The sequence below is a fragment of the Lysobacter spongiicola DSM 21749 genome, assembly GCF_900167055.1.
Taxonomy (GTDB): Bacteria; Pseudomonadota; Gammaproteobacteria; order Xanthomonadales; family Xanthomonadaceae; genus Novilysobacter; species Novilysobacter spongiicola.
The window spans coordinates 69,951-88,070 of record NZ_FUXP01000005.1; the positions used below are offsets into that span (position 1 = coordinate 69,951).

The following is an 18,120-nucleotide window of genomic DNA, read 5'->3' on the forward strand; positions in this document are numbered from 1 at the left end:
GTCAGGTATCCCCGGTGGCTGGAGGTTGCACCCAGGCAATGGCCTGGTCGAGTGAAGCATCGCGGCCGCGCAACGAGACCCGCACCCGCTGGGGCGTGAACCCCGCCGGGAGCATCACGCTGCCATCGAGCTGCTGGAAATATCGGAATGAATACGCCTGTGCCGGCGCGCCCTTGCGTTGTTTCAGGTCGTCCCAGCCGATGGTGGCGAGTTTGCCGTCGCGCACGCCCTCGATCGAGAAGCTCAACTTGCCGGCGCTGACGGCGCCACGCTCCAGGTTCTGGGTCAGGACGATCTGGTAACGCCAGGTGCCGGCGTCCTCGGCAACGAATTCGGCCGAGTGCACGTTGAGCCCCCGCGGCTTGCCTTCGCCAGCGGCCAGGCGCTCATAGAAGGCAAGGTTCTCGCGCAGGTCGGCGATTTCCTCGTCGCGCTCCGCCAACGCCTGCTGCACCTTTCGGTTGGCTGCGCGGCTGATCTGGTCGGAGCGCTCCAGCGTGGCCTGGCGCTGGCGCAGCGCCTCCAGCTCGCTCTCCGCCGCTTCCAGCGCCTGTCGCGCCTGGCGCGGATCCCCGGCCAGACCAGGGACCGTGGGAGCGGCGATCCAGCTGGCGGCCAACCAGGCGGCGGCGAGGGTGATCGACCACGCCAGCGCCAGCAGGACCCATGCGAGATAGCCGCGCCGCTGGCGCGGCACGATGACGTAACCGGAATGACTGCGACTGCCCATTGCTCCCCAACTCGCCTGTCGTCTCCGGCGCTGCGCGAGGCGCGGTGCCGGGTGGCGGCCCCCCCTATACTCCGACCCGGAGTCTAGCGAGGAACGGCCGTGTCTGATGCGCACCTGTTCGCAGTTGGCGTAGTGTTGGCCTGGCTGGCCGGCATCCGGGTCTACCTGACCGTCTTCGGCGTGGGCTTGGCCGGGTTCTTCGGTTGGCTGGACCTGCCCCAGGCGCTGGAGGTCACCGCTTCGCCCTGGGTGCTGGGAGTCTCGGGCGTGCTGGCCGTCGCCGAGTTCTTCGCCGACAAGATACCGGGCGTCGACTCGGGCTGGGACCTCGCCCACACGCTGCTGCGCATCCCCGCCGGTGCTTTCCTCGCGGCGGCCACGCTGTCGCCCGATGGTGACCTCGCAACCGGCGCACTGGTCGGGGGTGCGGGGCTCGCCCTCACCAGCCACGCCCTCAAGGCCGGGTCGCGGGCGCTGCTCAATACGTCGCCGGAGCCGGTGACCAACTGGACGGCCTCCGTCAGCGAAGACGTCGCCGCGCTTGGCGGGCTGGCACTGGTGTTCACCTACCCCTGGGTAGCGCTGGGACTGCTGCTGGCGATCGCCCTGGCGGTCGCGTTGGCGCTCGGCTGGGCCTGGCGAAAACTGTTCCGGCGCCGCTCCCGTACCACGCCCCTGTAGGAGCGGCTTCAGCCGCGATCTGCCGTGGCCGTTCCGCGCCGATCAACCGATCGCGGCTGAAGCCGCTCCTACAGATGCTCAGCCTTCGATCTGGCGGGCGAGGTAGTTCTGCTCGCCGATGCGTTCGATCAGCTCCAGCTGGGTCTCGATCCAGTCAACATGTTCCTCTTCGGATTCGAGGATGTCGGCGAACAGCTTGCGGCTCACGTAGTCGTTGACCTGTTCGCAATGCGCCACTGCTTCGCGCAGCAGGGGAATAGCTTCGAGCTCCAGCGCCAGGTCGCAGGTCAGGATCTCGCGCGGACCTTCGCCGATGCGCAGCTTGCCCAGCGCCTGGAAGTTCGGCAGCCCCTCGAGGAACAGGATGCGCTCGGACAGCTGGTCCGCATGCTTCATCTCGTCGATCGACTCGTGGTACTCGTGGTCGGCCAGTTCCTTCAGGCCCCAGTTCTTCAGCATCTTGGCGTGCAGGAAGTACTGGTTGATCGCGACCAACTCGTTGTAGAGGGCCTTGTTGAGGAATTCGATGACCTTGGCGTCGCCTTTCATCGCCATTTCTCCTGATGCGGGAATGCCGCCACTCTAACGGCCCGGGCCGATCGGTGATGAAACGCGAATCGAGTGCAGGCGCGGATGCGAATCAGCCGCGAGGGCGCACGGCTCGTCAGGCGGCGCGCAGGACCTGCAGGGGGAGCTCCCGTGCGTGCACTTCTTCAAGCAGGGCGGTGGCCGCCTCCACGCAACTGCCGCAGGAGGATCCCGCGCCGGTGCGCATGGTGAGCTCGGCCATGGTCTGGCAACCGGCTTCCGCGGCTTCGCGGATGTCGTGGTCGGTCACTCCGTTGCAGATGCAGATGTACACGGCAATGGACGGTCTGGCAGCCGGATCGCTGCAATCGCGATTGCACTACGGATGAGAATGATTGTCAATCAGGAGACCTGAACGCCTTGCCCGCCGAAGGTCTCTGTCCGGGATGCCGCGGCCTCTGGCGATGCCAGCTGCCAGTGGCGCGCATGTCGGGCGCCGGCAGCGGCACCGCCTGGTCGCCGACCACGCGCTGCGCGACGGGGGCCAGATGGCGCAGCGCACGCGCATAGACACCGCGCTTGAACACCACGACATGTTCCACCGGATACCAGAAATCCACCCACCGCCAGTGATCGAACTCGGGCTTCTCGGTCAGGTCCAGCTGCAGGTCGGTTTCCTGTCCGGTCAGGCGCAGCAGGAACCAGACCTGCTTCTGGCCGATGCAGACCAGCCGGTCATTGCGGCGGATCGCACGCTGCGGCAGGCGGTAGCGGAGCCAGCCCGGCGTCTCGCCCAGGACCTCGACATGCTCGGGCAGCAATCCCGTCTCTTCGCGCAGCTCCCGGTACATCGCCTCTATCGGCGTCTCGTCGGTGTTCATGCCGCCTTGAGGGAACTGCCAGCCATCGCGATGCACCCGCCGCGCCCAGAAAAGCCGCCCATCGGGGTGCATCAACACGATGCCTACGTTTGGCCTGTAGCCGTCCGGATCTATCACGACGCGGACTCCCGGATCGCCTGACTTGCGTCACTTCACCCGACTCTGCCACGGGGTGGATGATCGGACAAGCGAGCCACGGCGGATGGCGCGCCGGATTGACAGCAGCGCCGGGAACAGGAAAAATTGGCGGTTCCCCGTGGCTATGTAGCTCAGCCGGTTAGAGCACAGCACTCATAATGCTGGGGTCGGTGGTTCGAGTCCACCCATAGCCACCATTCGGGAACGCCCGCAAGCCCGCGATTTCGCGGGTTTTTTTGTGCCCGCGGCAGTGGCTCTGGCTTGCCGGTGCGATCACGCGGGCGCTGGGAGACTCGGTGGCAGGCCAATCCGGAGCACGCCATGACCTCCTCCGTCGGACGCACCTGCTGGGCGATCGCCGAGGGCTACATCCCCGGCTGGAGCAACGGCCCGGAACCGCAGCTGGAAAGCCACGAGACCTGCTGCATCCTCAATGCGGGGGATCGACCCGCCAACGTCGAGCTGACCATCTACTTCGCGGACCGCGGACCTGCCGGACCCTACAAGGTACGGGTGGATGCCAGCAGGACCACCCACCTGCGCTTCAACGAGCTCGAGGACCCGGAGCCGGTCCCGACGGACACCCCGTTCGCCAGCCTCATCCGGTCGGACGTCCCGATCGTGGTGCAGCACACCCGGCTGGATTCGCGCCAGGCCGAAAACGCACTCATGACGACCATGGCGTTTCCCGTGGATTGACGCGGAGCTTCGGATTTCTTGACCCCGGCTTCATGCGGTGCGGACTAACTTGAATCCCCGCATAGAACCAAGGAGGTGCGCCGTGCGAAGGGCTGGTGACAAGTCCGACGGTGCTGGTCCAGCCGATGCTGCCAGAACCGCGGCCAGCATGTTGGGAATCGAGGCAAGAGCCTATTTCGGGGGCAAGACGTGGCCGGAGATCGTCCCGGCACTGAGCAATTGCTGGCGGCGCAACTACGCGGCCAAGCACGGGGACTGGGCGCTGGTGGCGCCGGTGGCTTACGACGCCTGGAGCTACAAGGGCGCCCGTGAAGTCCTGACGCCTGATCCGTCTTACGGTGAGGTCGCATCGTGAACGAACGCGCCGCGGGCTGGCAGGAAGCGCCGGCCGCGGCGATCGGCTTTGCGGCCTCGCTTGACGTGGAACGCCCACCCCGACTTTTCAGCCTGCCGCCCGACCTCCACGCAGGTCGGGCAACCAACGCCGCCTCTTTTGACCACACGCTGCTGGCTGAAGCAATGCGAGATCCGGACGACCACGGCGACTGGTAGACGCATTACCCCTAAGGCCATTGCGCCGTAGTGGCTTGTTTTTGATCGACATCAAGAAGGTCCCGCCGCAGGCTGCGTAGCCTGCGGTCCATGGCCAGACTCCCCGCATTCGACGCTGCGCTGCTCAAGCGCTACGACCGTCCCGGTCCCCGCTACACGTCCTACCCGACCGCGCCGCAGTTCTCCTCGGCGTTCGGCGAGGCGGAGCTGCGCGACTGCGCGGCAGCGAGCAACGGCGACCCGATCCCCAGGCGGCTGTCGCTGTACGTGCACGTGCCGTTCTGCATGAGCCCGTGCTTCTACTGCGGGTGCAACCGCATCATCACCCGCGACCTAGGCCGCGGCGAGACCTACCTGGTCCGCCTGTACCGCGAGATCGCGATGATGGCCGAGCTGTTCGACCGCGATCGCGAGGTCATCCAGCTGCACTTCGGCGGCGGCACGCCCAACTTCCTCTCTCCCGCGCAACTGGGCGAGGTGGTGGAAACGTTGCGCAGCCACTTCCATTTCTCCGACTCGCGCGATCGCGACCTGTCGATCGAGCTGGATCCGCGCTTCGTCACCCCGGCCGATGTCGCCGAGCTGGCCGCGATCGGCTTCAACCGTGCCAGCCTGGGAGTGCAGGATTTCGATCCGGTCGTGCAGCAGGCGGTCAACCGCATCCAGAGCGTCGAGGAGACCGTGGCGATCATCGAGGCCTGCCGCGAGCACGGCTTCCGGTCGGTCAACGTCGATCTCATCTACGGCCTACCCAAGCAGAACCCGGAAGGCTTCTCTCGCACGCTGGATACGGTGGCGCAGGCGCGGCCGGATCGACTGGCCGTCTACAGCTACGCCCACCTGCCGGCGATGTTCAAGCCGCAGCGGCAGATCGACGAGGCCGACCTGCCGACGCCCGAGGTCAAGCTCGGGCTGCTGCAGATGGCGATCGAAAAGCTCACTGCCGCTGGTTATGCCTACATCGGCATGGACCACTTCGCCCTGCCCGACGACGACCTCGCCACCGCGCAGGATCGTGGTGGGTTGCACCGCAACTTCATGGGCTACACCACCCACGCCGACACCGACCTGGTGGGTCTTGGCGTCAGTGCGATCAGCCACATCGGCGACAGTTTCAGCCAGAACCCGAGGGACCTGCCGAGCTGGCAGATCGCGCTCGACGAGGGCCGCCTGCCGGTCTTCCGGGGCATGCGCCTGACCGAGGACGACCAGCTGCGGGCGGACCTGATCCAGAGCCTGATGTGCCAGGGCGAGATCCCGATCGATGCCCTTGAGCGCCGCTACCTGATTGATTTTGCCGACTATTTCGCCGATGCGCTGGACAAGTTGCACCCGCTCGTGGAGGACGGCCTGGTACGTGTCGAGGAGAAAAGGATCGTCGCGACGTCGCGCGGACGGCTGTTGCTGCGTAACATGGCGATGTGCTTCGACCGATACCTAGACCCCTCCCCGGCCCCGGCCACCCCCCGATTCTCCCGCGCGATCTGACCGCGCAGTGGGGGCGCGGGTGAAGCCGACCGCATTCCCGCGGCAGGACGCCCGCACCCTGTCCGACGACGGCGACGAGTTCTCGTTCTGTTCGACCTGCGCGTTCTCCCAGGCCTGCATGGCCGAGGGCATGGACAAGCGCTCGCTGATGGACCTGCACGTGCTGGTCGAGCACATCGGGCCGTTCCATGCCGGTGACCACATCTTCCGCGTCGGCGATCCGTTCGAAGCGATCGCCGCCGTCCGCGCCGGCACCGTCAAGACCTACGTGATCGATCGGGACGGCCGCGAGCACGTGCTGGGCTTCTACCTGCCCGGCGAGGTGATCGGCCTCGATGCGATCGACGGCGAGACCTACCCCTGCAACGCGGTGGCGCTGGACACGGTGATGCTCTGCCGGTTCTCGTTCCCCAAAATCGCCGTGCTGGCCACGCGCCTGCCCGGCCTGCAGAAGCATCTGTTCCGGCTGCTGAGCCGCGACATCGGCCGGGCCGCGCTGCTCGCCGGCGACTGGTCCGCCGACCAGCGCATGGCCGCCTTCCTGGTGGGCCTCTCGCGTCGCCTCGCGGCGCGCGGCTTCTCCCCCAACCGCTTCCAGCTGACGATGGCGCGCACCGACATCGCCAACTACCTGCGCCTGGCGCCGGAGACCGTCAGCCGGGTGCTGCGCCGGTTCCAGAAGGATGGCCTGCTGGATGTCGACCGGCGCGAGCTGGAGCTGATCGAGCGCGACAAGCTCGAAGACCTTGCCGAGCCGGTGCTCCGCGCCTGATCGGCCACGCCACGAAGTGGGACCCTCATCTCCTTTTCACATGAAGGGGACGGCATCTGCGTAACCCTCGCCCCGCCATCGCCTGATCGCGAACGGCATCCCTCGCCACGGCGGCTTGACCTGTATCAACGCGGTAACCACCGGCAGCCGCGAGCATGCAGCAGCCATTCACGGAGATGACCCGATGGGGAACACAAGAAAGCTATGGATAGGGCTTGCCGCCCTGCTCATCGCATCGTTCAGCGTGCTGCTGTGGTCTGGCGGCGAGATCAACAAGAACAAGCCTCCAATGCCGGAGCAGGTGGTGGCCGAGGACGGCACCGTCATCTACACGCGTGCCGACCTGGAGCGGGGCCGACAGGTCTGGCAGACCATGGGCGGCATGCAATTGGGCTCGATCTGGGGCCACGGGGCCTACGTTGCGCCTGACTGGAGTGCCGACTGGCTGCACCGCGAGGCGAAGGCCATCCTCGACATGTGGGCGCGCGCCGAAGGCGGTGCCGCCACCTACGACGAGCTCCCCGCCGGAGAGCGTGCCGCGCTGCAGGGTCGCCTGCAGGAGATGATGCGCGAGAACACCTACGACCCGGAGACCGGGACGATCACCCTGGACATGGACCGGGTGGTGGCGATCTCGAACGTCTCGGCCCATTACGAAAGCCTGTTCGGCAACGATCCGGCGACCGCCGAGCTGCGCGAAGCGTATGCGATGAAGAACAACACGGTCCCCGATGCCGAGCATCGCCGGACCCTGGCTTCGTTCTTCTGGTGGACCGCATGGGCGGCAACCACGGAACGCCACACCGGCGTCGAGGAGACCCTCACCCCCGACCAGCCGGGCGTCCAGGAGCGTCGCGTCACCTACACCAACAACTGGCCGGGTGAGCCGCTGGTAGGCAACACGCCGCCACCGAGCACCTGGGTGTGGTCGGCCTTCAGCGTGCTGTTCCTGATCGCCGGCATCGCGATCCTGGGCTGGCACCATGCGGTCACCCACGACAACGATCCGACCCACAAGATCCCCGACCGGGATCCGCTGGCACAGCTGAAGATCACCCCCTCCATGCGCGCCACCGCCAAGTACTTCTGGCTGGTGCTCGCGCTGTTCCTGGTGCAGATCCTGTTCGGCGCGATGACCGCGCACTACCAGGTGGAAGGCCAGGAGGCCTACGGTTACCAGCTGGCGGAGATCCTGCCCTACTCGATCACCCGCACCTGGCACACGCAACTGGCGGTGCTGTGGATCGCGGTCGCCTGGCTGGGCACGGGCCTCTACATCGGGCCGGCACTGTCGGGCCATGAGCCGCGCTTCCAGCGGCTCGGCGTCAACTTCCTGTTCGTCTGCCTTGTGGTGATCGTCGTCGGTGCCTTCGCCGGCCAGTGGTTCGCCGTGATGCAGAAGCTCGGCATCGCCAACAACTTCTGGTTTGGCCACCAGGGCTGGGAGTACGCCGACATCGGCCGCTTCTGGCAGTGGTTCCTCTTCATCGGCCTGCTGCTGTGGCTGACGATGGTGGGCCGTTCGTTGTGGCCGATCCTGACCGGCCCCAAGACCGACACCAAGGCGATCGTCGGCCTGCTGTTCATGTCCACCGTCGCCATCGGCGTGTTCTTCGCCGCCGGCCTCATGTGGCGCGAGCACACCCACATCTCGATCGTCGAGTACTGGCGCTGGTGGCTGGTGCACCTGTGGGTGGAAGGCTTCTTCGAAGTGTTCGCCACCGCGGTGATGGCATTGATCTTCACCCGCCTGGGCCTGCTGCGCACTTCGACGGCCGCGGTGGCGGTGCTGTTCGCCACCATCGTGTTCATGACCGGCGGCGTGCTGGGCACCCTGCACCACCTGTACTTCGTCGGCAGCCCGACGGCGGTGATCGCGCTGGGCGCCAGCTTCAGTGCACTGGAAGTGGTGCCGCTGGCCTACATCGGCTTCGAGGCCTACCACACCTACAGGTTGGGCAAGGCAACGCCCTGGATGCGGCGCTACCGCTGGCCGATCTTCTTCTTCCTGTCGGTGTCGTTCTGGAACCTGGTGGGTGCCGGCCTGTTCGGCTTCCTGATCAACCCGCCGCTGTCGCTGTACTACATGCAGGGCCTCAACCTGACGCCGCTGCACGGCCACACCGCACTGTTCGGCGTGTACGGCATGCTCGGCATCGCACTGGTGCTGTTCTGCATGCGTGGGCTGCGGCCGAACCAGGTGTGGAACGAGAAGGCACTGCGGCTCAGCTTCTGGTCGCTCAACATCGGCCTGGCATTGATGGCGGTGCTCACGCTGCTGCCGCTGGGCACGATGCAGCTTCTGGCGGCGATCGAACACGGCTACTGGTATGCACGCTCGGCCGAGTTCATGCAGAAGCCCATCGTCGACCTGCTGGTGTGGATGCGGGTACCGGGCGATACGATCTTCAGCATCGGCGCGCTGGCCCTGATCTACTTCGTGCTGCGCCTCTGGGTGCGACCGAAGCTGGAAGAGCCTGACAAGCACCGGTCCGACATCCGGGCCGGCTGATCCGGGCAACAACGAAGGGGGCGGCCACGATGGCCGCCCCTTTTTTTTTGCGCAGCTCCGCACGCCGGCGCCTCTGATCTGGGTCAATGTCGTGCGGGCCCAAAGGAGCCATCCTGTCGCCATGCAGAATTCCACCCCCCGCCCCGCTCCCGGGATGTCGCCGGCCATACTCGGCGAGGCCCCCCACCGGCTGATGTTCTTCATCGGCGCCACCAACGTGCTGCTCGCCATGGCCTGGTGGGCCGCGTGGCTGGTGTCGGCGCGCTGGCCGGGCTTCGTGATGCCGCAGCCCTCCCCCTTTGCCGGATGGCTGCACGCCTTCGTGATGCAGTACCAGGTACTGCCCAGCTTCTTCTTCGGCTTCCTGCTCACCACCTTTCCCAAGTGGACCGGACAGCCCGACTTCGAGCGCTGGCGCTATGTCCCGGTCGGCCTGGGCCTGTTCGGCGGACAGCTGGCCACGCTGCTGGGCGCCGTCGGCTGGGAGGCCGGGATCATGGTCGGCCTGCTGATGACCATCGCAGGCTGGTTTGCCGGCCTGGTCACGCTCGCCCCGGTGCTGTGGCGCGAGCAGGGCACCACCTGGCATGCGCGCTCCTGCTTCGCCGGCCTGGCACTGGGTTTCATCGGCGTGCTGGCATGGACGGCCTTCAACCTCGGTGCCTCGCCCTTCTGGGTGTTCGTCAGCATCAAGCTCGGCACCTTCGGGTTGCTGCTGCCGGTCTACGTGACCGTCGCGCATCGCATGTTCCCGTTCTTCGCCAGCCGGGTGGTGCCCGGCTACGCGCAGTGGCGGCCGATGTGGCTGCTGGCGGCATTCTGGCCGCTGGCGCTCGGCCACCTGATCCTCGAGCTGTTCCATGCCTACGGCTGGCTGTGGATCGTCGACGTCCCGCTGTTGGCGATCACGACGCTGATGCTGTGGCGCTGGTGGCCGCGCGGGCCGAAGCCGGAGATCCTGGCGGTGCTGTTCGTCGGCCTGGCCTGGTTGCCGATCGCTTTCGCCCTCTACGTCGGCCAGAGCATCGCCTACGAGTTGACCGGCATCTACTGGCTCGGGCGCGGCCCGGCGCATGCGTTGTTCATCGGCTTCTTCGGCAGCGTGCTGGTGGCCATGGTGACGCGCGTCACCCAGGGGCACTCCGGCCGCCCGCTGAGCATGTCGCCCACGGCGTGGTTCGCGTTCGTGGCGATCCAACTGGTGGCGGTGACCCGGGTGGTGGCGGAAGTCGCACCCGACGCCATGGCCTGGCAGGCCGCTGCCGCGATCGGCTGGCTGGTGGCCTTCGCGCCCTGGGTGGTCCGTATCGGCGCCATCTACCTGACCCCGCGGATCGACGGCCGTCCGGGCTGACATCCCGACCCCACTTCAAGGAAACCCGTTCGTGATCGAGTTCTACCCCCAGATCAAGCACGTCCACATCATGATGGCGGTCGCCAGCGGCCTGCTGTTCGCGTTGCGCGGCGCAGGCGCGCTGGCCGGCATGCGCTGGCCGCAATGGACCGCGGTGCGCTGGACCAGTTACGGCATCGACACCACCCTGCTGACGGCGGCGCTGATGTTGCTGACCATCCTGCCCGGCGGCATGTTCGCCAACGGCTGGCTGGCGACCAAGCTGGTGCTGCTGGTGGTGTACGTGGTGCTGGGCATCTTCGCCCTGCGTCGCGGCCGCACACGGGCAGTGCGCGCGGGTTTCTATGTCGCCGCCCTGGCCACCTTCGCAATGGTCTACTCCATTGCCCGCGCGCACCATCCAATGGGGTTCCTCTATGGCCTTGTCGGCTGACCTGCCGGTGCCGGGCAGCCTGCCCGCACCCACGCCCCGGCCCGCCCGGGATCCGGACCGGCCGTTGCTGGACGCACTGTTCCTGGGGCCCTACGGCGAGAACGACACCCTGTTGGAGAAGCTGGTGGTGGAGTTCCTGCGCGACCACGTCTACTGGCGCCGCAACTTCCATCCCGAGGACCCGCCGGCGATCCCGACCCACGCGGCCCAGCAGCCGGAATACCAGGCCTTCGAGGCCCGGCTGCGGCGGGAACTGCACCAGCTGTCGGCCTCGCTGAAGAAGTCGGTGCCGTTCCACAGCCCCCGCTACATCGGCCACATGGCCTCGGACCTGCTGCTGCCCGGCCTGGCCGCGCAGATGCTCACCCTGCCCTACAACCCCAACAACGTCAGCGAGGACGCGGCACCGGTCACCATCGACCTTGAGGTGCAGGTCGGCCTGCAACTGGCGCGCATGCTCGGTTATCCCAGCGACCCCGCGCAGCCGCAATGCGCCTTCGGCCACCTTACCTCTGGCGGCACGGTCGCCAACTACCAGGCGCTGCGGCTCGCGCTTGCGTTGAAGGCATTCCCGGTGGCCTTGCGGGCGGCGGGCGTGCCGGATATCGAGCTGCCCGGCGATGACTGGTCGGCCTTCAACGCCGGCCCTGACGCAGGCACCGAGCTGCTGGTGAAGTGGCAGGACTGGCTCGCGGCGCAGTCGCCGCGCGACCGCAGGCGCTGGCGCGAGGCGGTGCAGGCCGAGCGGATCGAGCATCTGGGCATGGTGGGCTTCTTCGCCCGCCACCAGGACCTGCGGGTGCCGAAGGTGCTCGCGCCGATCACCGCGCACTACTCCTGGAGCAAGGGGCTGAAGCTGCTGGGCCTGGGGCGCGACCAGCTGGAATTGCTGCCGGAACGCGGCATGCGCTTGGATGCCGAAGCGCTGGAAGAGACGCTGCAGCGATGCGGGCGCGAAAGGCAGCCGGTGCTGATGGCGGTGGCGGTACTGGGCACGACGGAATACGGCACGGTCGACCCGGTCGATGCGGTGGTCGACGCACGCGCCCGCGCACTCGAACGTGGCCTGGGCTTCAGCGTGCACGTCGACGGCGCCTGGGGCGGCTACCTCGCCACCCTGTTCCGCAACCCCGATGGCAGCCTGCGCGGCCTGTGCGAGGTGCGCGAGGACTACGCGCGCTTCCCGTTGCCGGAGGTACATGCCGCTTTCGCCGCGCTGGGGCGGACCGACTCGGTCACCGTCGACCCGCACAAGCTCGGCTACCTGCCCTACGGCGCCGGCGCTTTCATCTGCCGCGACCATCGCGCCACTGCGCTGCTGTCGGAGGCGGCGGACTATGTGTTCCGCGAGGGGCCGGTCGATCCGGACCCGGCGCGCAATTACCTCACGCGTTACCGGCAGCTGGGCCAGTTCGTGCCCGAGGGTTCCAAGTCCGGCGCCGCCGCGGCCGCGGTATACGTGACACACAAGGTGCTGCCGCTGGACCATGAGAACTTCGGCCGGCTGCCCCGGCAGACGGTGCTGGCGGCGGAGGCATTGCATGAAGCGACCCTCGGCCTGGCCCGTGAGCTGGACGGCGTGGCCCGTGTGGCCGTGCCGTTCGCCCCTGACAGCAACCTGGTGTGCCTGGCGATCAACCCGGCCGGCAACGCCGACCTGTCGGTGGCCAACGCCTTCGTGCGCAGGATCCACGACGAACTGCGCAGCGACCCGCGCCAGCCGCTCCAGCTCAAGGAGTTCTTCGGTTCGATGACGACGCTGCGGCCCGAAGCCGTCGGCGATGTCGAGATGGCACGGATCCTGGGCGCGATCGGGTTGGATCCGGACACGCTGGATCCCGACGGTGGCAACGATAACGATCGTCTGGTGATCCTGCGCCACACACTGATGAACCCCTACCTGGTCGACCACGCCAACGGCATCAGCTACATCGACATGTACCTGGCCTACCTGGGCCGGCGCATCCGCAGCCTGTTGTTGGTCCCGGCGGCGTGAGCACGACGGCCGCCTCGACCGAAGAGATGCGCCAGTGGACGCGGCAGTCGCTTGCGCGCCTTCGGCAGGAGGCCGCGCGGTCGGCAGACACCCATCTGTTGAAACTCGAGTTCCCGGGCTTCCCCGGCATCGACTTCTACTTCAAGGACGAGGCCGCCCACCCGACCGGCAGCCTCAAGCACCGCCTCGCGCGTTCGCTGTACCTGTACGCGCTGTGCAACGGGCGGCTGCGGCGCGGGCAGCCGGTGGTCGACGCCTCCTCGGGCAGCACCGCGATCTCCGAAGCCTGGTTCGCGCGGTTGCTCGGGCTGCAATTCACCGCGGTGATGCCGGCTTGCACCGCACCGCGCAAGATCGCCGACGTACAGGCGCTGGGCGGCCACTGCGACCTGGTCGACGACCCTGCGCAGGTCTACGAGCGGGCCGCCTGGCATGCCACCAACGGTGCCTGTCACCTCGACCAGTTCGGCCTGGCCGAACGCGCGACCGATTGGCGCGGCAACAACAACATCGCCGAGTCGATCATCGGGCAGTTGGCGGGAGAACCACATCCGGAACCGGCATGGATCGTCTGTGGCGCCGGTACCGGTGGGACGTCCGCCACCATCGGCCGCTACCTGCGCTACCGCAGCCTGCCCACCGGCCTGTGCGTCGCCGACCCTGCCGGAAGCGCTTTTATCCATGGCTGGCACCGTCGCGATCGCGATGCCACCTGCAGCCATCCCACGGTGATCGAAGGCATTGGCCGCCCACGTGTTGAACCCGGCTTCCTGTTCGACGTCGTCGATGAAGTCGTCGAGGTGCCCGACACCGCCTCCATCGCCGCCATGCGGCTGCTCGAAGAGCACCTTGGCCGGCGCTATGGCGGATCCTCCGGCACCAACCTCGTCGGCTGCCTGCGGCTCGCCGCGCAGATGCGCGCCGATGGCATCGAGGGCAGCATCGTCAGCCTGCTGTGCGACCCCGGCGAGCGCTACGACCAGACCCTGTACGACCCGGCATGGCTGACACGACGCGGGCTGGACCCGTCCGGCGCCGAGGCCGCACTCCGTGCGATCATTGCCACCGGGGAATGGCACGGCCTGTAGAAGGCCTGACCCGTCGGGGGACGGGACCACGCGAGGCACAAGTAATGAACCGGCGAACCGACCGTTCGTCGGATCGTCGTGGATGCCGATTGTTTAATTACATGTAAGAAACTAGGATCACTTACATGAAAGCAGGGAAGCCAAAGTCGTCGGCAGTCTACGTCCGGGAATTCCGGGCGCGGATGCGCGAGGCCGGACTGGTCAAGAAGGACGTCTGGATCCGGCCGGAGTACGCCCGGGACCTGGCGGCGGCGGAACAGCGATTCCGCCAGATCCCAGGCACAGCTACGACCGCGGCTTCCGCGCCGGCCCAGCGGGACGACGCCGCCGCAACGCCGGGTTGGACCCTGCCCTCGCTCCAGCACGCCCTGGAAACCTCTCCCCTTGTGCAATCGGGCGGGATCGAAGTCCACCGCTCCGAAGGCGCCGACCCGACCCTGCGCCTGGTGATGCGCGAGTACGGCGACCTGCCTGTGTTTATCGCCGTGGGCGGCTGGCAGATCGTGGTCCAGGTACTGATGTGGCCGGTCGACCACGTGACCGATCCGGCCGCCTTCAATGCCCACGTCCTGCGCACCCACAAGCTGCTGCCCCTGACCACGATGGGCATCGAGCCTGTGGCCGGGGTAGCGAGCTACATCATGTTCGGCTCGCTGGGGACCCAGTCGAGCCTTGCCGACATCCTCTTCGAGATCGACACGCTGGCCGAGAACGTCATCGCCTGTGTCGACGCCTACGGCTTCTTCCTGCGCGATGACGTGTTGCCGCAGGACGAGACACGCCCATGAAGCCCGGCAGCACCTTCCTCGGCCGCCTCAGCGCGCAGATCGCGGGCATCGGCGAGATCGCCCGCGGGTGGAATGCCGGCCGTGAGCTGGACGATCGGATCCATCGGGTCGATGAAGAGTTGCGCACCCTCCGCCGCGAGATGGACGTACTCAAGGCGCAGGCCCTCACCACCCGGGAGCGTCGCGATGCCCTGGCAGACAAGCTCCTGCAGCGGGAAACCCAGGCGATGGATGCGCTGCGGACCGGACATCCGGCGCTGGCAAGGGAGGTCGCCGCAGCCATCGTCGACCTGGAAGCCGAACACCGGGCCGAGCAGGCGCTACTGGCGGCCAACGCGAAGCAGGCGGCTGGCCTCCAGGCGATGGTGCGGCAGGGCGAGAACACGCTGAGACGCCTCAAGCACGAGCTCGACCTGCTGCGCGCGTCGGAAGCGGTCGCCAGTGCCGAACAGGCTTTCGCCGGAAGCCAGGCCGGAGAAGGGGCCGGCATCCCCACCGCCATCGATTCCGCCGAGCTGTTGCGGGCGCGACAGGCCGCCGCGCAGTCCGATGCTGCTCTGGCGACCGGTTCCGCAGGTCCCGATCCGCTGGACGAGAAGCTGCGGAAAGCGGGAATCGCGCAGCCGGCGTCGCCGGTGGACGCCGTCCTGGCCCGGCTGGCGGAACAGGCAGGAGTCACCGCACGACCGCCGGGCCGGTCCGGGAAGCGATCCGGCACCGCGGCAAACAAGGAGAATCCCGATGAGTGAGTTCCTGCTGACCGTCCTGACCTTCCCCACGCTCGCCTATAGCGTGGTGCTAGCGGTATGCACGATCTACTGGGCGCTGGCGGCTACCGGGCTGGTGGAGACGGACGCACTTGATGGCCTGCTGGGTGGCGACGGCGATGTCGGCGATTCCAGTGGCGCTGCCGCCATGCTGTCCAGGCTCGGCCTGTCAGGCGTGCCGGTGATGGTGGTAATCACCGTGCTGGCCTTCGTTGGTTGGCTCGGCACCTACTTCGTGCACCTGCTGCTATTGGCGCACCTGGGCGACACCCTGCGCCCGGTCATCGGCGCGGCGGTCGCGGTCGCGATGCTGGTCCCCGGCATCTTCGCGACCTCCGCGCTGCTGCGCCCGCTGGGGCGCTGGTTGCTCAAGCTGCGTCCGCCACGCGACCCCTCGATCCTGGGGCGCGTAGCGGTGGTCAGCACCCCGGAAGTAAGCGTGGACTACGGCATGGCGACCGTCGATGACGGCGGCGCCGGCCTGGTCCTGCAAGTGCGTGATCAGGAACCCGGCCGATTCAAACGCGGCGACCGGGTCGTGCTCATCGAATACCTCGATGCGCAGCATGCCTACCGCGTGATACCGGAACGGCAGTTCCAGGCCCTGTAAGAGTTCGATTCCCAAGGAGAGGTAGCAATGAGTATGTCCATGATCCTGCCGTTCGTAGTCGGCGCAGGCGTACTGCTGGTCGTGATGCTCGGCATCTTCGGCCTGTTCAAGGCCTTCTACGTCAAGGTGCCGCAGGGCACGGCGCTGATCGTCAACGATCTCAGCGCCACGCCCAAGGTCCGCTTCACCGGCGGCCTCATCATCCCGGTCCTCTACAAGGCCGAGCTGATGCAGATCAGCCTGATCACCCTGCAGGTGGACCGCCGCGGACGGGAGGGCCTGATCTGCCGCGACAACATGCGGGCGGACATCTCCGTTGCCTTCTACCTGCGCGTCAACGAGACCCAGCAGGACGTGCTGCGCGTGGCCAAGGCCGTCGGCGCCGAGCGCGCGTCGGACAAGGCCGCCGTCGACGAGCTGTTCAACGCCAAGTTCTCCGAGGCGCTGAAAACGGTCGGCAAGAAGTTCGAATTCACCGAGCTGTTCGAGAAGCGCCAGGAGTTCCGCGACGAGATCATCAAGATCATCGGCAACGACCTCAATGGCTACGTGCTCGAGGACGTGGCGATCGACTACCTCGAGCAGACCAAGAAGTCCGAGCTCGATCCGAACAACATCATGGATTCGGAGGGCATCAAGAAGATCACCCAGATCACGGCGACGCAGAACGTCGTCACCAACGAGCTGGAACAGAACGAAAAGCTGGCGATCACCAAGAAGAACGTCGAAGCACGCGAGGCGACCCTGGCGCTGGAGCGCCAGCAGGCCGAGGCCGAAGCCCGGCAGCAGCGGGAGATCGAAACCATCCGCGCACGCGAGGAGGCCGAAACCGCGCGCGTCCGCGAGGAACAGCGGCTGGTTGCCGAGCAGGCGCGGCTGGAATCGGACGAGAAGATCCAGATCCGCGAGCAGAACGTGCATCGGGAAGTTGAGGTCGCCGAGCAGAACCGCCAGCGTGCGGTGGCGATCGAGGAAGAGCGCGTAGTGCGCGCCCGCGAACTGGAGAAGGTCACCACCGATCGCGAAGTCCAGCTGCAGGCGGTCGAGCGCGACAAGGTGGTCGAGGTCGGCAAGAAGGACGTGGCCAACATCACCCGCGAGCGCATCGCCATCGACAAGACGGTAGCCATCGAGGAAGAGCGCATCATGGAAGTGCGCGTCGTTTCCGAGGCCGAACGCGAGAAGCAGGCCCGGGTACTGGCCGCCGAGGCTGCGGCGCAGGAAGCCCTGGTCCACAAGGTCAAGGAAGCAGAGGCCGCCGAAACCGCGGCCAGGCACCGGGCCGTGGAGCGGACCACGCTCGCGCAGGCCGAGCTGGAAGCAGCAACCCGCGAAGCCGAGGCCAAGCGGGTACTCGCCGACGGCGTCAAGGCCGAGCAGGCCGCCCCGGGGCTGGCCGACGTGCAGGTGCGCGAGGCGGAAGCACAGGCGATCGAGAAGCAGGGCGTCGCCGAGGCCCGCGTGATCGAAGCCAAGGCCGCCGCGCGACTGGTCGAGGGCACCAACGATGCCCGGGTACTTGCCGAGCGCATGGCCGCCGAGGCCGAAGGCACGGCGAAGCAGGGCCAGGCCAACGCCGCATCGGTCGAAGCCGTGGGCAGCGCCGAGGCCAACGTGACGGTCAAGAAGCTGACCGCGGAAGCCGAGGGCCTGACCCGGAAGTTCGAGGCGATCGACTCGCTGTCGGTCAACGCACGCAGCCACGAGGAGTTCCGCATGTCGCTGGAAACCCACCTCCAGCAGGCGCTCGCGTCGATCTCGGCGGGCAAGGACGTGGCCAAGGAGAACGCCGAGGTCATCGCATCGGCGTTGCGCAACGCGAACATCGACCTGGTCGGTGGCGACGGCGGCCTGTTCGAAGCCTTCTCCAAGTCGCTCTCGCTGGGCAAGGCCGTCGAAGGCCTGGCAGGCAAGAGCCCGATCGTGCAGGACCTGATGAGCCGCTACCTGGGCGTCACCGCGGTTGAACCGGCACCCGCGAAGCTGCCGGGGCACGGCGCCGGGGAACGCGTCGCGCCGGCGATCCCGGACGCGGGCGCCTGACCCGGGCGCCTCCATTGCCGGCGGCAGCCCGTGCCGCCGCCGGTACCACCACCCAAGCAA

19 protein-coding genes and 1 tRNA gene are annotated in these 18,120 nt (G+C 67.3%); 16 read left to right on the top strand and 4 right to left on the bottom strand.

Going from position 1 to position 18,120, the window contains the following annotated elements; genetic code table 11:
- Position 1: 1 nt before the first annotated feature.
- The gene (locus tag B5D37_RS08165) at positions 2 to 730 is read right to left on the bottom strand and encodes a DUF6776 family protein (RefSeq protein ID WP_078758232.1); all 729 of its coding nucleotides are present in this window, start codon (positions 728 to 730) and stop codon (positions 2 to 4) included.
- A gap of 99 nt (positions 731 to 829) precedes the next feature.
- Here B5D37_RS08165 and B5D37_RS08170 point away from each other — a divergent pair, with 99 nt between their 5' ends.
- A complete protein-coding gene (locus B5D37_RS08170) occupies positions 830 to 1,411 on the top strand; it encodes a DUF4126 domain-containing protein (protein WP_078758233.1) in 582 nt (193 codons plus the stop codon).
- A 78-nt stretch (positions 1,412 to 1,489) separates the two neighbouring features.
- Here B5D37_RS08170 and bfr read toward each other — a convergent pair whose 3' ends face one another.
- From bfr to B5D37_RS08185, 3 genes are all read right to left on the bottom strand, one after another.
- Positions 1,490 to 1,960 carry a bacterioferritin gene (bfr, locus tag B5D37_RS08175; RefSeq protein ID WP_078758369.1) on the bottom strand — a complete coding sequence of 157 codons (471 nt, stop codon included), beginning with the start codon at positions 1,958 to 1,960 and terminating at the stop codon, positions 1,490 to 1,492.
- A 115-nt stretch (positions 1,961 to 2,075) separates the two neighbouring features.
- Positions 2,076 to 2,273, bottom strand: coding sequence for a (2Fe-2S)-binding protein (locus B5D37_RS08180; RefSeq protein WP_078758234.1), 198 nt, complete (start codon positions 2,271 to 2,273; stop codon positions 2,076 to 2,078).
- 64 nt (positions 2,274 to 2,337) lie between these two features.
- Positions 2,338 to 2,937: an RNA pyrophosphohydrolase gene (locus tag B5D37_RS08185; RefSeq protein ID WP_078758235.1), complete on the bottom strand. Its 600-nt coding sequence runs from the start codon at positions 2,935 to 2,937 to the stop codon at positions 2,338 to 2,340.
- 141 nt (positions 2,938 to 3,078) lie between these two features.
- Between B5D37_RS08185 and B5D37_RS08190 the strand changes: the two genes are divergently transcribed.
- From B5D37_RS08190 to B5D37_RS08260, 15 genes are all read left to right on the top strand, one after another.
- A tRNA-Met gene (locus B5D37_RS08190) sits at positions 3,079 to 3,155 on the top strand.
- A 124-nt stretch (positions 3,156 to 3,279) separates the two neighbouring features.
- Positions 3,280 to 3,657, top strand: a complete 378-nt coding sequence (locus tag B5D37_RS08195; RefSeq protein ID WP_078758236.1) for a sensory rhodopsin transducer — start codon at positions 3,280 to 3,282, stop codon at positions 3,655 to 3,657.
- 148 nt (positions 3,658 to 3,805) lie between these two features.
- The gene (locus B5D37_RS08200) at positions 3,806 to 4,012 is read left to right on the top strand and encodes a hypothetical protein (protein WP_078758237.1); all 207 of its coding nucleotides are present in this window, start codon (positions 3,806 to 3,808) and stop codon (positions 4,010 to 4,012) included.
- Positions 4,009 to 4,209, top strand: coding sequence for a hypothetical protein (locus tag B5D37_RS08205; RefSeq protein WP_078758238.1), 201 nt, complete (start codon positions 4,009 to 4,011; stop codon positions 4,207 to 4,209). Before B5D37_RS08200 ends, B5D37_RS08205 begins: the two co-directional genes overlap by 4 nt.
- 90 nt (positions 4,210 to 4,299) lie before the next feature.
- A complete protein-coding gene (gene hemN, locus B5D37_RS08210; protein WP_078758239.1) occupies positions 4,300 to 5,697 on the top strand; it encodes an oxygen-independent coproporphyrinogen III oxidase in 1,398 nt (465 codons plus the stop codon).
- Between the two features lie 19 nt (positions 5,698 to 5,716).
- Positions 5,717 to 6,469, top strand: coding sequence for a helix-turn-helix domain-containing protein (locus B5D37_RS08215; protein ID WP_234987759.1), 753 nt, complete (start codon positions 5,717 to 5,719; stop codon positions 6,467 to 6,469).
- 184 nt (positions 6,470 to 6,653) lie between these two features.
- The gene (locus tag B5D37_RS08220) at positions 6,654 to 8,981 is read left to right on the top strand and encodes a nitric-oxide reductase large subunit (protein WP_078758240.1); all 2,328 of its coding nucleotides are present in this window, start codon (positions 6,654 to 6,656) and stop codon (positions 8,979 to 8,981) included.
- 121 nt (positions 8,982 to 9,102) lie between these two features.
- Entirely contained in the window at positions 9,103 to 10,335 is a 1,233-nt protein-coding gene (locus B5D37_RS08225) for an NnrS family protein (protein ID WP_078758241.1), read from the top strand.
- A 31-nt stretch (positions 10,336 to 10,366) separates the two neighbouring features.
- A complete protein-coding gene (locus tag B5D37_RS08230) occupies positions 10,367 to 10,768 on the top strand; it encodes a SirB2 family protein (protein ID WP_078758242.1) in 402 nt (133 codons plus the stop codon).
- Positions 10,752 to 12,764, top strand: coding sequence for a pyridoxal phosphate-dependent decarboxylase family protein (locus B5D37_RS08235; RefSeq protein WP_078758243.1), 2,013 nt, complete (start codon positions 10,752 to 10,754; stop codon positions 12,762 to 12,764). The genes B5D37_RS08230 and B5D37_RS08235 overlap by 17 nt, the downstream gene beginning before the upstream one ends.
- 26 nt (positions 12,765 to 12,790) lie before the next feature.
- Complete coding sequence (locus B5D37_RS08240; protein ID WP_078758371.1) at positions 12,791 to 13,852, top strand: PLP-dependent cysteine synthase family protein; 1,062 nt, start codon at positions 12,791 to 12,793, stop codon at positions 13,850 to 13,852.
- A gap of 125 nt (positions 13,853 to 13,977) precedes the next feature.
- Positions 13,978 to 14,640: a YjfI family protein gene (locus B5D37_RS08245; protein WP_078758244.1), complete on the top strand. Its 663-nt coding sequence runs from the start codon at positions 13,978 to 13,980 to the stop codon at positions 14,638 to 14,640.
- The gene (locus tag B5D37_RS08250; RefSeq protein ID WP_078758245.1) at positions 14,637 to 15,389 is read left to right on the top strand and encodes a PspA/IM30 family protein; all 753 of its coding nucleotides are present in this window, start codon (positions 14,637 to 14,639) and stop codon (positions 15,387 to 15,389) included. Before B5D37_RS08245 ends, B5D37_RS08250 begins: the two co-directional genes overlap by 4 nt.
- The gene (locus B5D37_RS08255; protein ID WP_078758246.1) at positions 15,382 to 16,017 is read left to right on the top strand and encodes a DUF1449 family protein; all 636 of its coding nucleotides are present in this window, start codon (positions 15,382 to 15,384) and stop codon (positions 16,015 to 16,017) included. Before B5D37_RS08250 ends, B5D37_RS08255 begins: the two co-directional genes overlap by 8 nt.
- 27 nt (positions 16,018 to 16,044) lie before the next feature.
- Positions 16,045 to 18,060: a flotillin family protein gene (locus B5D37_RS08260; RefSeq protein ID WP_078758247.1), complete on the top strand. Its 2,016-nt coding sequence runs from the start codon at positions 16,045 to 16,047 to the stop codon at positions 18,058 to 18,060.
- The last annotated feature ends 60 nt before the right edge of the window (positions 18,061 to 18,120 follow it).